This window comes from Myxococcus sp. CA039A, from assembly GCF_013336645.1.
In the GTDB taxonomy this organism is placed as follows: domain Bacteria; phylum Myxococcota; class Myxococcia; order Myxococcales; family Myxococcaceae; genus Myxococcus; species Myxococcus llanfairpwllgwyngyllgogerychwyrndrobwllllantysiliogogogochensis.
Map to the genome: position 1 here is coordinate 1 of NZ_JABUMQ010000293.1, position 14,580 is coordinate 14,580.

At 69.1% G+C, this 14,580-nt stretch carries 16 protein-coding genes; 8 read left to right on the plus strand and 8 right to left on the minus strand.

Features of this window, described 5'->3' with window-relative positions:
• Positions 1-271: 271 nt before the first annotated feature.
• Positions 272-835 (plus strand): hypothetical protein, encoded by a 564-nt coding sequence (locus tag HR086_RS35990; protein ID WP_141641306.1) that lies wholly within the window; start codon positions 272-274, stop codon positions 833-835.
• 109 nt (positions 836-944) lie between these two features.
• Positions 945-1,733, plus strand: a complete 789-nt coding sequence (locus tag HR086_RS35995) for a hypothetical protein (protein WP_174454081.1) — start codon at positions 945-947, stop codon at positions 1,731-1,733.
• Between the two features lie 21 nt (positions 1,734-1,754).
• On the opposite strand, the gene HR086_RS36000 is transcribed toward HR086_RS35995, so the two are convergent.
• From HR086_RS36000 to HR086_RS36030, 7 genes are all read right to left on the minus strand, one after another.
• On the minus strand, positions 1,755-2,153 hold the full coding sequence (locus HR086_RS36000) for a hypothetical protein (RefSeq protein WP_174467888.1): 399 nt from the start codon (positions 2,151-2,153) through the stop codon (positions 1,755-1,757).
• A gap of 56 nt (positions 2,154-2,209) precedes the next feature.
• Positions 2,210-2,857: an anti-sigma factor gene (locus HR086_RS36005; protein WP_174454079.1), complete on the minus strand. Its 648-nt coding sequence runs from the start codon at positions 2,855-2,857 to the stop codon at positions 2,210-2,212.
• Between the two features lie 73 nt (positions 2,858-2,930).
• Positions 2,931-3,545 (minus strand): RNA polymerase sigma factor, encoded by a 615-nt coding sequence (locus HR086_RS36010; protein WP_141641310.1) that lies wholly within the window; start codon positions 3,543-3,545, stop codon positions 2,931-2,933.
• 76 nt (positions 3,546-3,621) lie between these two features.
• Positions 3,622-4,542: an Immediate early protein ICP0 gene (locus tag HR086_RS36015; RefSeq protein ID WP_174467884.1), complete on the minus strand. Its 921-nt coding sequence runs from the start codon at positions 4,540-4,542 to the stop codon at positions 3,622-3,624.
• A 429-nt stretch (positions 4,543-4,971) separates the two neighbouring features.
• Entirely contained in the window at positions 4,972-5,475 is a 504-nt protein-coding gene (locus HR086_RS36020) for a hypothetical protein (RefSeq protein ID WP_246137012.1), read from the minus strand.
• A 5-nt stretch (positions 5,476-5,480) separates the two neighbouring features.
• Positions 5,481-6,395 (minus strand): oxygen-dependent coproporphyrinogen oxidase, encoded by a 915-nt coding sequence (hemF, locus tag HR086_RS36025; RefSeq protein WP_141641311.1) that lies wholly within the window; start codon positions 6,393-6,395, stop codon positions 5,481-5,483.
• A gap of 21 nt (positions 6,396-6,416) precedes the next feature.
• Positions 6,417-7,172 carry a hypothetical protein gene (locus HR086_RS36030; protein WP_141641368.1) on the minus strand — a complete coding sequence of 252 codons (756 nt, stop codon included), beginning with the start codon at positions 7,170-7,172 and terminating at the stop codon, positions 6,417-6,419.
• Between the two features lie 169 nt (positions 7,173-7,341).
• On the opposite strand from HR086_RS36030, the gene HR086_RS36035 reads away from it, so the two are divergent.
• A complete protein-coding gene (locus HR086_RS36035) occupies positions 7,342-7,935 on the plus strand; it encodes a hypothetical protein (protein WP_174454077.1) in 594 nt (197 codons plus the stop codon).
• Positions 7,936-7,963: 28 nt separating this feature from the next.
• Here HR086_RS36035 and HR086_RS36040 read toward each other — a convergent pair whose 3' ends face one another.
• Complete coding sequence (locus HR086_RS36040) at positions 7,964-8,254, minus strand: DUF3467 domain-containing protein (RefSeq protein ID WP_141641313.1); 291 nt, start codon at positions 8,252-8,254, stop codon at positions 7,964-7,966.
• Positions 8,255-8,323: 69 nt separating this feature from the next.
• Here HR086_RS36040 and HR086_RS36045 point away from each other — a divergent pair, with 69 nt between their 5' ends.
• The 5 genes from HR086_RS36045 to HR086_RS36065 all read left to right on the plus strand — a co-directional run bounded on the left by HR086_RS36045 (position 8,324) and on the right by HR086_RS36065 (position 14,423).
• Positions 8,324-9,124: a carboxylesterase gene (locus HR086_RS36045; RefSeq protein ID WP_174467889.1), complete on the plus strand. Its 801-nt coding sequence runs from the start codon at positions 8,324-8,326 to the stop codon at positions 9,122-9,124.
• A gap of 54 nt (positions 9,125-9,178) precedes the next feature.
• Positions 9,179-9,895 carry an ABC transporter ATP-binding protein gene (locus HR086_RS36050; RefSeq protein ID WP_174454076.1) on the plus strand — a complete coding sequence of 239 codons (717 nt, stop codon included), beginning with the start codon at positions 9,179-9,181 and terminating at the stop codon, positions 9,893-9,895.
• Complete coding sequence (locus HR086_RS36055; protein ID WP_174467885.1) at positions 9,892-12,432, plus strand: FtsX-like permease family protein; 2,541 nt, start codon at positions 9,892-9,894, stop codon at positions 12,430-12,432. The genes HR086_RS36050 and HR086_RS36055 overlap by 4 nt, the downstream gene beginning before the upstream one ends.
• Positions 12,433-12,436: 4 nt before the next feature.
• The gene (locus HR086_RS36060) at positions 12,437-13,684 is read left to right on the plus strand and encodes a lipocalin-like domain-containing protein (protein ID WP_174467886.1); all 1,248 of its coding nucleotides are present in this window, start codon (positions 12,437-12,439) and stop codon (positions 13,682-13,684) included.
• Between the two features lie 274 nt (positions 13,685-13,958).
• Positions 13,959-14,423 (plus strand): hypothetical protein, encoded by a 465-nt coding sequence (locus HR086_RS36065; RefSeq protein ID WP_174467887.1) that lies wholly within the window; start codon positions 13,959-13,961, stop codon positions 14,421-14,423.
• Positions 14,424-14,580 lie beyond the last annotated feature (157 nt).

A 14,580-nucleotide genomic window follows, 5' to 3' on the forward strand; every position in this document is an offset into this window, starting at 1 on the left:
CCCCTCCCCCAGGGGAAGGACTGCCATTTTTTCAGTCCGGCGTGCGAACTCCGCACGACCTGACAGCCCCGCCGCGCCAGCACACCCGCGCCCCACTCCTCCCACGTGAGTGTTTGGAATCAGACACGAGACATCGAGACATGGGTCAGCCTTACCCCCAATGTAAAACGTATTCACGCCAGCGGAAAAGTTTAAACATATCAGTCAATTTGAAAAGACCTGAGAAAACGGTTTCAATGCGTGGCATCGCTTCTTCCGAGGACATCCACGTATGGAATTGAAGACTCCTCCCGCACAGCCCACCTTCGCGACCTACCAGGGCGTCGAAATCGTCGGACAATCCATCCTCGCCATCGTCAACGGAATGGAGCTGGCGCAGGCCCGGGCGCTGCGAATCCTCGCGGAGAATGGCATCACTCCACTGGAAGCGAAGACGTGGTACCCGATGCCCGCGTTGCTGAAATCTTTCAGCCTGGTTTTCGAGAAGATTGGCCCCAGCACGGTGCGAACGATTGGCCGGAAGATTCCAGACAGCGCGCACTTCCCGCCAGACATCGACAACCTGGAAAAAGGCCTGCGAGCGGTGGACCTGGCGTACAAGATGAACCACCGGGGCAAGGGCAACATCGGGGGTTACCACTACGAGCCGGTGGACAAGCGCAACGCGAAGATGCGCTGTGACAATCCCTATCCGTGCGACTTGGACTACGGCCTGCTGGAGGCAATCACGGACAGGTTTCGCCCCAAGGATTCGCTTTGGGTGCGTATTGAACATGACCCCAGGAGTTGCCGTCGCAGGGGAGATGGGGCCTGCACGTACAACATCAGTTGGTAGCGCACATCGCAGGCCTCCAGGCCCGCGTGGCTCCCCGCGCGGACCTGGGCACGTCGTCAAAGACACTCCGCCAGGGCCGAACGGAGACATGCATCCGGGAGGGACATCCATGAAGGCCGTGCTCCAACACATCGCGGTGTGCGAGGAGCGGTTCGCCTCACACCCCTTCTTCGCGGACCTGAAGCAGGACCGACCGATAGAACAGGTGATGGCATTCGCGCCTCGCCTCACCTTCTGGGTGATGACGTTCCAGGATGTGCTGCGCCTCAACGCGCACTTCATCCAGGACGCGCACCTGAAGGAGCTCGCCACGCATCACCATGCGGAGGAAGGCGGGCATGACCAGTGGTTCGAGGACGATATCGCCCAGCTCACCGGGGGCTCGCTGAGCATCGGCGCGCTCTACGGCAAGGCTCACGCGAAGACGCGCGACGCCGCCTACTCCATCATCAGCGAAGTCTACCGCTCGGTGGATGACCGGCTGCGCATCGTCCTCTTGTGGGCGCTGGAGTCCACCAGTCACGTGTTCTTCAGCCGCACCGCGGTCATCAGCGCGACACAGGGCGCGGACGACAAGCTCAAGTACTTCTCCGACCACCACATGCAGGCCGAAGCGCAGCACGCCATGTTCGAGCAGCAGCTGGCGGAGGAGCTGGAGGCCATGGTGCTGGCGCCGGAGGTGCGCGAGGACGCGCTGGCCATGGTGAACCGCATCTACGCGGCGTTCGACACCATGTTCGACGGGCTGCGCATCCACCTGGAGCACGAGCGCGCCGACCAGACGGAGCCGCGCCGCGCCACGCTGGCCCCGGCCGCGAACGCGGAGGCAGAGGAGCCCTTCGAGCTGGATGAGGCTGACTTCAGCGACGTGGCGCTGGCGGTGGACCGGGCCGCCTGAGGCGACCCGCGGCAGGTCCGACTACTTCGAGGGCGGGGAGAGCACCAGGATGAGCTCTCCGCCCACGTGTTTGCCCGCCTTCTGATAGACGGCGCCCTGCCGGCCCAGCTCCACGTCCAGCGTGGGCTGGCGCGGAATGGCCACGCGCACGGTGGCGGTGCCTTCCTTCATGCCCAGCAGGAGCAGCGACGCGTTGCTGCCGTTGGGCAGCTTCACCTCGGTGGCCGTCTTCGCGCCCACTTCCAGCTTCTCGTTGGACAGGCGCTTGAAGGACGTGAAGTTGAAGTTCTGCTTCTGGAACTGCTCCTTCATCTTCGCCAGCTCCGGGGGCTCCACTTCCGAGCCCTTCTTGGAGGCGAGCACCACCTCCACCTGGATGCTGACCTTCTGCTCCTCCTGGGCCTGGCCGACCACCGGCATCAGCAAGCCCAGGCCCAGCACGGCCAGCAGCAGCCGGCCGGACAACGCGTTCTTCTTCACAAGGGACCTCCCGAGGGGCGCTCCACGTCGGTCTTCGGCTTGCCCAGGGGCTTGGGCCCCTTGCCTTTGTTGCGAAGCCCGCCGCCAATGTCCTCTTCCAGCTCCTCGTCCTCTTCCGACGGGGAGCCGTCCTGCGTCTCTTCATCCACCAGCCAGATGATGGTGCCACCGTTGTCGGTTTCCATCACCACCGGCGCCACGCGGGCGTCCTGATAGGGCTGGATGGACTTCACCGTCATCCGCTCCGCGCCGTAACCCACCGGGGCCTTGTCGCTGAGCAGCAGCGGCAGCCCCACCAGCACGAGCACCGCCGCCGTCGCCAGCGAGGAGACCATCGCCGTGCGCTGGTAGAGGAACATTTCGGACAGCGCCAGCTTCAGTCGCTCCAGGAGGGGCGGCTTCTCCGGCGTCACCCGCGCCATGACCTTCTGCGCGAAGTCCTTGAAGTCGACGTCATCCACCGCCATGTCCAGGCCGACCCGGAGCAGGCCCGACTCGGCCCGCAGGTCCGCCGCGCGCCCCGTGCAGTCGCGGCACGCGCCAAGATGACGCTCCACGTTCACCCGCTCCGCGGGGGTCAGCTCCCCGTCGACATACGGGGAGAGCATGGGGACAAAACGCTCACATGCGGGATTTCCGGCCATAACCTTCACCCTGCTCGGTGGTGGATGCTGCGAACGCTGTGACGCGGGGGTCCCTCAGATATTCGAGGGCCCTTCATTCGCTGCCCACTCCGCTCTTCGCTTCGTCCAACTCCAGGTATTCACTCAGGATTTTCTGGACCTTCGCCCGGGCATGGAAGAGGCGGCTCATCACCGTGCCCTTGGGAATGTCGAGCGTCCGGGCCAGGTCCTCGTAGGACATGCCTTCGATCTCCCGGAGGAGGAGGATGGCGCGGTGCTTCTCGGGCACCGTGGCGAGCGCTTCCTGAATCTTCTCCGCCAGCTCACGCCGCAGCGCGCTCTTCTGGGGATTGGTGCCCAGGCGGCTGCCGAGCGCGCCGATGCGGGCCTCGGACAGGTCCATGGCCTGGTTCTCGTCGAACTCCACCGCCTCGCCTCCACCTCCGCGCTTGCGCAGCACGTCGATGCAGATGTTCACGGTGATGCGGTAGAGCCAGGTGTAGAACGACGAGTCGCCCTTGAAGTGGTCCAGGTACTTGTAGACCTTGACGAACGCCTCCTGGGAGACGTCCATCGATTCCTCCTTGTCCTTGAGCATGCCGAGCGCAACTGCGTACACCTTGCGCTGGTAACGCTCGACGAGGAGTTTGAACGCGCGCTGGTCGCCGCTCCGGACGCGCTTGACGAGTGTAAGGTCGTCGGTTGCCAATGGGTGCGGCAACGTACCACAAGCCGGCCAACGCCGAGGACTTTCCACCGCCAGGCAGCCTCCCCGGCAAGTCTCCCTAGAGGCTCACGAGCGCCAGCACCAGGAGGGCGATGCCCGCCAGGGCCAGCATGGCCCCGAAGGCCGCCCTGTCCCACTGCCCCTGCGACACCGCCCCGTCCTCGGGGTCCGCGCGGAACCGGTGCAGCACGTTCCAGAGCATTTGCGGCCCCAACCGCTTGCCCGAGGAGCGGCGCCGGCCGTCGGAATCCGAGGGCTGTTCGTCGGAATCCTCGGACTCGGACGCCCTCATGCCCAGCGGCGCGGGGCCGCCCCGGAGCGTGTCCGGTCCCCGGGCCTGCATGGCGAGAGCTCCCTCGGCCACCCCCTCCTTGCGGACGGCGGCCTCCGAGTGGCGGACCTCCGGGGGCGGCTCCAGCCGGACGGTGGCCACGCGCTCGCGGGCCTCGTCGGGTGTCCTGGCCTCCAGCACCCACAGGCCCTGCGTCACCCCGTCCTGGCCGGTGCGCGCGTCGCGCAGCTCCGCGAAGCCCTGGCCCTTGAGCGACTCGCGGAAGGCCTCCTGCCCCTCCTTCTGGGGCGGCTGGGCCACGGCGGCCTCGGCGTAGGCGGCGAAGAAGGCCCACAGCCGGGTGGCGCGCTCGGTGCTCGACAGCTGCGAGGGCTTGAGGTGCTGGGCCAGCAGCGCCGCGTCCGAGCCGAAGCGCAAGCCCAGCTCCTCCTGGCCCGCCACCTTCTCGAGCCCGGGGGGAATCAGCTCCGCCACCTTGCGCAGCGGCGCCCGCTCGGTGCCACCCAGGGTGGGATGGCCGCCGGGGATGGCGCCCCTGGTCCGGAAGGCGTCGTGCTTCCCATGGCCCCCACCCTCCAGCCCGCCACCCTCGGGGACCTTGGGGCCGCGCGGCCCTCCCGCGGGCGACTTGAGGATGAGCTGGGCGAGCCGGCTGAAGTTGGAGGTGATTCGCGAGGAAGCGGACATGAGCGGTGCCTCGTCATCCGTCGTGGGAAGGGGCGTCTCTGGCACGTCCCCGGTGGGCTCCGCCGAAGGACTCCGGGAGCCTAACGCGGGCGCGTCCCGGGGGCTGTTTTGGGAGCTGAACGAAGTGTCCGCCAGCGACGCCGTGCCCCGGGGAGCATTTCCGCTCTCACGCGGTGTGTCGGAGACGGGGGCACGCCAGATGCGGGTGGGCTCCGCGCCTTCTGGCTCCATGCCATCCGCCAGCAGGGGCAGCCCCGCTGGGGGCGTCCGAGGACTGGCGCCCGAGTTGGACGACGCGCGCGGGCCATGCTCGCCACGAGGCTCCCCGCCGCCCCTTCCTGCCCGGGGGCCGTCGCGGGGCCCCCTCATGTCGCCGACGTGGCCCATTTCCCAGATTCTCGCCCGGAGCGAGGATCAGGTTGCGGCCAACTACTCGCCTTCGCGTTCCACCTCGACGGGCGTGGTCATTCCGTTGGCGTCCAGACGCACTCGGTAGACGGAGTTCAGCCCGTCGCCGTCGAAGTCGCCGCGCGCCAGGCACGACACCTCGGGCTCTCCCACGGGGCTCTCCTGCACCACCACCTCGTACTGGAAGCGCACCTTCCCCTCCGGCTCGAAGCCGAGGCGGTGGAAGACGTCGTTCTCCGGGAAGGGCACCGACTCGCCGCCGCGCGGCACGTCCCGGGGCGTGGGGCCCGCGACCTGATAGGCGCCATGCTCGTCGCGGTACGCCTGCACCGCGTCACACAGCGCCAGCACGTTGAGGCGCGCCTCGGTGTCGGTGGGTCGCTCGCTCGACTGCCCGACGTGCCGGAGGCCGAGGACGCCCAGGATGGCGGCGAGGACTCCCAGCCCGGCGGCGAGCAGGGGCCACCGCTTGAGGAGGTTGCCCGGCGGGGACGGAGGCGGCGGGGATGTGGAGGGGTCGGACATGGGCCTCAGCTCTCCCGCGTCCAGGCGGCCCAGTCGCGGGGCTGCTTCAGCACGTCCACCAGCCGGGACTCCCAGCTTCCGGGCTCCGGGTGATGGTCATAGCGCCACCGCGTCTGGGGCGGCAGGGACATGAGGATGGACTCGGTGCGCCCGCGCGTCTCCAGCCCGAAGACGGTGCCGCGGTCATAGACGAGGTTGAACTCCACGTAGCGCCCGCGCCGCACCTCCTGCCAGAAGCGCTGGGCCTCGGAGAAGGGCGTGTCCTTGCGTCGCTCGGCGATGGGCAGGTACGCGTCCAGGAAGGCCCGGCCGCAGTCGCGCACGAAGTCCAGCTCGCGCTCCAGGTCGCCGCCCATGTTCTCGAAGAAGATGCCGCCCACGCCGCGCGTCTCCTCCCGGTGACGCAGGTGGAAGTACTGGTCGCACGCGGCCTTGAAGCGCGGGTAGTACGCCAGGTCGTGCGCGTCACACGCGGCCTTGTGCACGCGGTGGAAGTGCGCCGCGTCCTCTTCGTAGAGGTAGTACGGCGTCAGGTCCGCGCCGCCGCCGAACCACGCCTTCCCGCCCTGATGGATGAAGCGGTAGTTGGCGTGCACGGTGGGCACGTGAGGGTTGCGCGGGTGCAGGACGAGGGAGATGCCGCCGGCCCAGAAGGAGCGCCCCTCACCCTGGAGCTTCTTGGCGAACTGGTCCTCCAGCTCTCCGAAGACCACCGACGTGTTGACGCCCGCCTTCTCCAGCACGGCGCCGTCCTCCAACACGCGGCTGCGTCCACCGCCCCCGCCGGGCCGCGTCCAGGCGTCCTCGCGAAAGCGTCCCGTGCCGTCCAGGCGCTCCAGTGCGCCGCAGATGTCGTCCTGCAGCGACTGGGTGAAGGCGGCCATCCGCTCCTTCAGACTCTCCACGTCCACCTTCGTCATGCGTGCTCCTGGCGATTGCCGCTACGGCGCGGAGTAGTCGGCCGGCGCCTCGAAGTCCACAGGCGGAACGGGGGGCGCGTTGTGGCCCGCCGCATCGAACGCCTCGATGCGCGCCCGGTAGCTGCGGCCATCCTCCATGGCGAACGTCCCGCTGCACGCCTCGTGGCCGATGAAGGCCGTGTTGTTGTGCACCGGCACCACGTACTGCTGGATGCTGGGGCCCGGACGCCGGGGCTCCAGCTTCACCACGAGATACGCGGGGCTCTCCTCCTTCAACGACAGGTTGAGGCGCACGAAGCGCGCGGTGCCCTGGGCCGTGCGGCGCAGGAAGCCCTCCGAGACGGCGGGGCGCTTCTGCCAGCGCGGCGGCTGGGTGTCGGCGCCCTTGCCCGTGTTCCATTCGGGCAGCGCCCCCGCCCTGCCGTTGAGCACGGCGACGTTGGGCAGCAGCTCGTCGAGCCGCAGCGTGTAGCGCTTGTCCGGCTCCAGCTTGCCCACCACCTTGAGGACGATGGTGGCTCGACCCAGGCTGCTCTCCCAGCCGCGCTGCGCCTTCACCTCCACCTCGTGGGTGTCCGCCACCAGCCGCAGCTTCTTGCCCACCAGCGCGACCACGGACTCCCGGGCCGTACCCACGCCCTCCAGCAGGAAGCGGCTGTTGATGGGGACGATGGCGCCGGGCGTGGGAAACAGCTGCACTCCGTCACCCAGGCATTGGGCGGAGGCGGCACGAGCGCACAGCAGCACGAACAATGAGACGAGGATTCTGAGCACGATTTCCCAAGTCTGCGCCCCTGCGGGATGGATGCCAACCCGTTCAGTGTCCCCGGCGATATGGGGGACACGCACCGTGCGTTTCCAGGAATAGTCCCCCGCGCGCCGGGCCCCGGGCTCGCGGGCAGCTGCTCCCTCCGTTTTCCTCCGGGGACTTTCCGAGAACATCACCATGCGCTCACGCCTTTCGACGTGGGTGACGGTCGGGCTCCTGTGGGGAGCCTGCGGCTGCGCCGTCACGCCTGAAACCCGCCAGCAGTTGGTGGAGACCACCAGCGGCAACGCCATCTACAACCTGTCGGCGGACGCCCTGCTGACGACGACGCGGCGCCTGCTCGCGGAGCAGAAGTACGAGCTGCTCCCCAGCTCGGACCCGCTCTACATCCACACCACCTGGCGCATCCGGGGCAACACGGACATGGGCGCCAGCTGGAGTCGCATCTTCGTGCAGGTCCATCCGCTGTCGGACGGTCGCGCCGTGGTGCGAGCCTACCGGATGGCCTACACCACCAACGGGCGCGCGCCCATGCACCCGACCCTCGGTGCTGGCACTCGGGACTCGAAGCTGGGGGATGGAGCGGCGACGGCCTACGTCCAGGGGGAGCCCATGTCGCCGGCGAAGCCCATCGTGCGACGCGCCTCGGATATCGAATGGGAGGTGCTGTCGCGCGTGGAGCCCAGGCTCGCCGCCCACCTGGAGGCCCGCGCGGAGGCGTACCTGGCCACCGGACGGAAGGACCCGAGCGCGCCCACCGAGGAGGAGTGAGCACGCCGCCGGGCGCCGGGGCTTCGCGTCAGTGCATGCCGCCGTCGTCCTCGCGCAGGACGATGGCGCCGTACTTCGCCTCGTAGCGGTTGAGGTTGTCCTGCATGGCCAGCATCAGCCGCTTCATGTGCTTGGGGCTGGTGATGATGCGCGAGCGCACCTTGGCCCGGAGCTGCTGCGGCTGGACGTAGATGAAATCCAGCGTGAATTCCGTGTCCGTATGGTTCACGAGGGCCATGTTGGCGTACTGACCATTGGCGACGTCCTCGTCGATTTGAATCTGCAACTGCATGTCCGGGGGCTTCGGAGTGTCCGCCATGAGGCATGGGGCATAGCGCCTGCGCCTCCGCGTGGCCAGCCTGACGTCATGATGGATGCCTCGCTCGCCATGGACGCGGAGAAGACGGAGCCCTTCGAGCTGGGACGGGGCCCGGACGCGTGCCTCTTGCTGCACGGCTTCACCGGCAGTCCCTGGGATGTGCGCCCGCTGGGAGAGGCGCTGGCGGCGCGGGGGATGCATGTGGTGGCGCCGCTCCTGCCGGGCCACGGCACCACGCCCCAGGCGCTGCTGGGCGTCACCTGGCGCGACTGGCGGGACGCGGCCGAGCACGCCCTGGGCGCGCTGCGGGGTCACCGGAGCATCTTCGTCGCGGGGCTGTCCATGGGCGCGCTCCTGGCGCTGGGGCTGGCGGCGGACCATCCAGAAGCGGTGCGAGCGCTGGCGCTCGTCGCCCCGGCGGTGCGCTTCCGGGGGCCTCGGATGATGCTCATCCGGCAGTTGTCGCGCACGCCGTTGTTGGAGTGGGCCCGGCCGTGGGTGGAGAAGACGGGCACGGACATCTCGGACCCGGTGGCGCTGGCCCAGGCGCCGGTGCTCTCCGGCTTCCCGGTGGCGCGCCTGCGGGATTTGGTCACCCTGCAGAACGCGGCGGCGCGAGGTGTGTCGCGGGTGCGCTGTCCCGTCCTGGTGGCGGTGGCCGAGCAGGACCACGTCGTGGACCCGGAGGGGGGACGGTGGCTGGCGCGCCGGCTCACCGCGTCGCCGAGCGTGCGCGTGGTGTCGCTGCGACGCGGCTTCCACGTCATTCCCCGGGACACGGACGGCCCCCTGCTGGCGAGCGAGGTGGGTGGCTTCCTGACGCAGTGGCGTGACTTCGGGGAATGGGAGCCACAACCGGCGGGCGCGTGAGCGGGGCTCGGGACGCGGCGAAAGGGGCCGCATCCGTATATCAAGGGCACGCACATGCCTGAGTCCGACACTCCTCCGCTCGTCGAGCTGCGTGACGTCACGAAGTCCTATGCCGAGGGCGACACCGCGCGCGAGGTGCTCTCCGGCGTGCGGCTGACCCTGCGCCGGGGTGAGTTCGTGGTGCTGCTGGGCCGCAGCGGCTCGGGCAAGTCCACGCTGCTCAACCTCATCAGCGGCATCGACCTGCCCACGCGCGGCGAGGTGCTCGTCGACGGACGGAACCTGGGCACGATGAGCGAGCGCGAGCGCACGCTGCTGCGCCGCGAGCACGTGGGCTTCATCTTCCAGGCGTTCAACCTGCTCCCCACGTTGACGGTGGAAGAGAACGTGCGGCTGCCGGTGGAGCTCAACGGGCACGATGCGGCGGAGGCGAGCGCGAAGGCGCGGGCCCTGCTGGAGCGCGTGGGACTGGCCTCTCGCGCGAACAGCTTTCCGGACCGGCTCTCCGGTGGCGAGCAACAGCGCGTGGCGGTGGCGCGGGCGCTCGCGCATTCGCCGCCGCTGCTCCTCGCGGACGAGCCCACGGGCAACCTGGATGAAGCCACGGGGCGACAGGTCCTGGACCTGCTGGAGGGCCTCACGCGGCAAGGTCACGCGTGCGCGTTCGTCGTCACACACGAGCCGGGCCTGGTGGCCCGCGCGGACCGGGTGCTGGAGATGACGGGCGGACGGCTGGTGGAACGCGACGTGCCGCGAAGGGAGCCCCGGTGACAAACCTCCTGGTGCGCTCCAGTCTGCGCCACCTGGGCCGCCATCCGTGGCTGACGGCGCTGTCCCTGCTGGGCATCGCCCTGGGTGTCGCGGTGGTGGTGTCCATCGACCTGGCGAGCGGCAGCGCGCTGCGGGCCTTCGAGCGCTCCACGGACGCGGTGGCGGGACGCGCCACGCACCAGCTCGTGGGGGGCACCTCGGGGCTGCCGGAGGCCGTGTATCGGGACTTGAGGCTGCGACAGGACGCGCCCGTGTCCGCGCCGGTGGTGGAAGGGTACGTGCAGGCCGCGGTGGGCGACCGGCGCACGCTCACGGTGCTGGGCGTGGACCCCTTCGCGGAGACTCCGTTCCGCGACTACGCGGGCGGCGAAGCCGTGGGCGACGTGGGCGCGCTGCTCACCCAGCCGGGGACGGTGCTCCTGAGCGCGCGGGCCGCGCGGGCGCTGGGCGTGGAGGCCGGCGGCGTGTTGCCGGTGCGCGTGGAGGGACGCGAGGCCTCGCTGCGCGTGGCGGCGCTGCTGGCTCCCGAGGACGAGGACACCGCGCGGGCGCTGGAGGCGCTGGTGCTGACGGACCTGTCCACGGCGCAGGAAGTGTTGGGGCGCGTGGGGCGACTGACGCGCGTGGACCTGCGACTGCCAGGGGGAGAGGCGCAGGCGGACCGACTGCGAGCGACGCTGCCGACAGGGACCGAGGTGGTGCGCGCGTCGGCGCGGGCCGGCACGGTGGAGCAGATGACGAAGGCGTTCCGCACCAACCTCACCGCGCTGTCGCTGCTGGCGCTCGTGGTGGGGATGTTCCTCATCTACAACACGATGACGTTCTCGGTGGTGCAGCGGCGCGGACTGCTGGGGCGGCTGCGCGCGGTGGGCATCACCCGGGGCGAGCTGTTCGCGCTGGTGCTGGGCGAGGCGCTGGTGCTGGGCATCGTCGGCACGGTGGCGGGCCTGCTGCTCGGCATCCTGTTGGGACGCGGGCTGGTGGGGCTCATCACCCAGACCATCAATGACCTCTACTTCGTGGTCAGCGTGCGCGGACTGGCGCTGGAGCCCTTCACGCTGGCCAAGGGCCTGGCGCTGGGACTGGGGGCCACGTTGCTGGCGGCGCTGGTGCCCGCGTGGGAGGCGGCGCGCTCGGCGCCCGCGACGACGCTGCGCCGCTCGACGCTGGAGGACGTGTCGCGCACGCGGGCGCCGAGGCTGGCGCTGCTCGGGTTGCTGGTGCTCGCGGGAGGCATTGGCCTTCTGGGCTGGCCCACGCAGGCGTTGGTGCCGGCGTACGCGGGACTCTTCGCCGTGTTGATTGGCGCCGCGCTGCTGGTGCCGTGGGTGACGGAGCGGCTGTCCCTGTTCGCGGCGGTGCCGTTGGGGCTCGCCTTCGGTCTGCTGGGACGCATGGCGGCGCGCGGGGTGAGGACGAGCCTCAGTCGTACGGCGGTGGCGCTGGCGGCGCTGATGGTCGCGGTGGCGACGACGGTGGGCGTGGGCCTCATGGTGTCCAGCTTCCGAGGCACGGTGCTGTCGTGGCTGGAGGCCTCTCTTCTGGCGGACGTGTTCATCTCCCCGCCCTCGCTGGTGGCTCGACGCGGAGACTCCACGCTGGTGCCGGGACTGGTGGAGCGACTGCGCACCACGCCGGGCGCCTCGGGCAGCAGCACCCTGCGCGTGACGCGCGCCCGGGTGAATGGCGTGCCCACGGATTTGCTCGCGGTCGACTTCAGCCGTTCGCCGGCACGGCCCTATCGCTTCAAGCAAGGCGACGAGGCGGCCGTGTGGCGGGAGCTGGATGCGTCGACGGATGCGCTCATCGTCTCGGAGCCCTTCGCCTTTCACCGGGGCGTGGGTGTCGGCGACACGGTGCAACTGGCCACGGACCGAGGGCCTCACGACTTCCGCGTGGTCGGCGTGTACTTCGACTATGGCTCCGACGTGGGGACGATGCTGATGCCTCGCGCCACGTATGAGCACTGGTACGAAGACCGGGGTGTGAGCGGCGTGGCGCTTTACGCGGCGCCGGGACAGGACGTGGATGCGCTGGTGGCCTCGGTGCGTGAGCGCGCGGGAGGCGAGCAGGCGCTGCTGGTGAGACCCAATCGCTCGCTGCGACAGGCGTCGATGGATGTGTTCGACCGCACCTTCACGATTACGCAGGTGCTCCGACTGCTGGCCATCGGCGTGGCCTTCGTGGGGGTGCTCAGCGCGTTGATGTCATTGCAGTTGGAGCGGGCGCGCGAGTTCGCGGTGCTGCGGGCCACGGGGCTGACGCCTCGACAGCTCTGGGGGCTGGTGTCGCTGCAGACGGGCCTGCTGGGGCTGCTGGCCGGTTTGTTCTCCATGCCGCTGGGGGTGGGGCTGGCGTACATCCTCGTGTACGTCATCAATCAGCGGTCCTTTGGCTGGACGCTGCGGCTCGCGGTGACGCCGGAGACGCTGGGGCAGGCGATGCTGCTGGCGCTGGTGGCGTCGGCGCTGGCGGGGCTGTATCCGGCGTGGAAGATGGCACGCGCCAATCCCGCGCTCGCGTTGAGGGAGGAGTGACGCCATGAGCAACGGCCGAGGGCTCGTCGTCGGGACGGCGGTGGTGCTGGCGGCGTTGGCGGTGGCGGCGTTCATCGTCACGCGAGAGACGGAGCCGCCCGCGCTCGCGAGGAGCGGGACGCTGACGGTGGCGAAGGCGCTCGGTGGGAGTGATGGGGGAATGGAGGGCTATGCACGCGCCTTCGAGCCACGACCCTTCCACTTCCCCGAGGACCACGGCCCGCATCCGGAGTTCCGCACGGAGTGGTGGTACTGGACAGGAAATCTCGAGACGGCGGATGGGCGCGCCTTCGGCTATCAGTTCACCCTGTTCCGCAATGCGCTGGCGCCCGATGCACCAGCGCGGGACTCCGCGTGGGGAACGCGAGAGGTGTACCTGGGGCACTTCACGGTGACGGACGTGGCGGCGGGGCGGTTCCACGTCGCGGAGCGCTACAGCCGCGCGGCGCTGGGACTCGCGGGCGCGCGCACGCAGCCGTTCAAGGTGCGGCTGGAGCAATGGGAAGCGACGAGCGTGGGCGAGGCGATGTGGCCCGTGCGGCTGCGCGCGGAGACGGACGAAGTCGAGTTGGAGTTGTTGCTGGAGCCGGGCAAGCCGCCGGTGCTCGAAGGCGACCGGGGGTTGAGCCAGAAGAGCGCGGAGCCGGGCAACGCGTCGTATTACTACTCGATGACACGCATGCCCTCGCGCGGCACGGTGCGACTGGAAGGGCAGACGTACGCGGTGACGGGTGAGAGCTGGATGGACCGCGAGTGGAGCACCAGCGCATTGGGCGCGGACCAGGTGGGCTGGGATTGGTTCTCGCTCCAGCTCTCGGATGGTAGCGAGCTGATGTATTACCAACTGCGTCGCGAGGACGGGACGGTGGACCCGTTCAGCTCGGGGACGTGGGTGCCTCCCGTGGGTGCGGCGGACAGCGCGTCCGTGCATCTGACCCGGGATGACGTGGAGCTCGCGGTGCTGGACACGTGGAAGAGTCCGCGCGGCGGGGTGTATCCGTCCAAGTGGAACCTGCGGGTGGCGAAGCTCGGGCTGGAGCTGACGGTGACGCCGAAGCTCGCGGACCAGGAGCTGCCCGTGAGCGTGCGCTACTGGGAGGGCAGCGTGAACCTGGATGGCGTGCGCCAGGGCCAGTCCGTGAAGGGACGCGGCTACGTGGAGCTGACGGGGTACGCGGACACAGCGGCCTCGACACGACGGCCGGAGGCCCGGGCCCGCGGCACGCCGACGACAAACACTCCGCGCCGCTGATTCAAGGCGGCGGTCTCCAGCCAACGACGGTCCCAGCAGAGAAGTCTCGACAGCAAGCCCGCACACACGACGGCGCGGCCAGCATGTCGGACTCCTCTGTTAATCCCCGTCGCGTGCCCCCATTCATGGGCAGACAGGCGCGGAGGATGAGATGACGCTGCGGTGGGGGGGACTGTTGCTGCTGGGATGCCTCTTCGTGGGGTGTGCAACGCCACGGGTGGTGCGACTGGATACGGGAGCAGGCGCCCCCATCCTCTACACACCACCGAGCAACGTGGAGCCCATTGAGATTGACGAGAGCGACTTTCAGCGGGTGATGACCACTCTCGTGCTGGACATGCGCTTCTCCCTTCGAACCCAAGAGGTGGAGCGCCATCGAGTGCATCTCGCCTCGTGGAGTGCGGAGGACACCGAACGGGGGGCGCCCGTCCGGAACCATGACCAGTGGTGCTTGGAGCAGGAGAATCCCGAGGAGTGCCGCACACTCCTCAGCGGAGGCTTGAGTCTCCTGGACGAAGAAGCCCGACGGAGCCTGGCGCTCAGTTTCGCATGGGACGGCGTATGGGAGGGGATACAGGGCTCCGTGAAGGAGGTCGTCAACCCGCTGGCGCTCAAGGCGATGATCACCTCCGCTCTCGCGGCCTACATGCTGTTGGTTGTGATACCCGAGCCCGTGACCAAGCTGGTAGCACTCGCCCTCACGACCTACTTCGTCGCGTATCTAAACCGGAGTTCGTGATTCTCGATCAGGCCGGAGGGCGGGCGGGCGTGAAGTGAGCGGGAAGAGGGAGCAGGGGCACCTCTCGTTCGGCTCTGTGTGCGCAGAAGACCTGAGAGCGAGAAGGCCCTGCCCGAGGGCAAAGGTAGGCAGTGGCTGAAGAGGAAGCAGCGCCAGG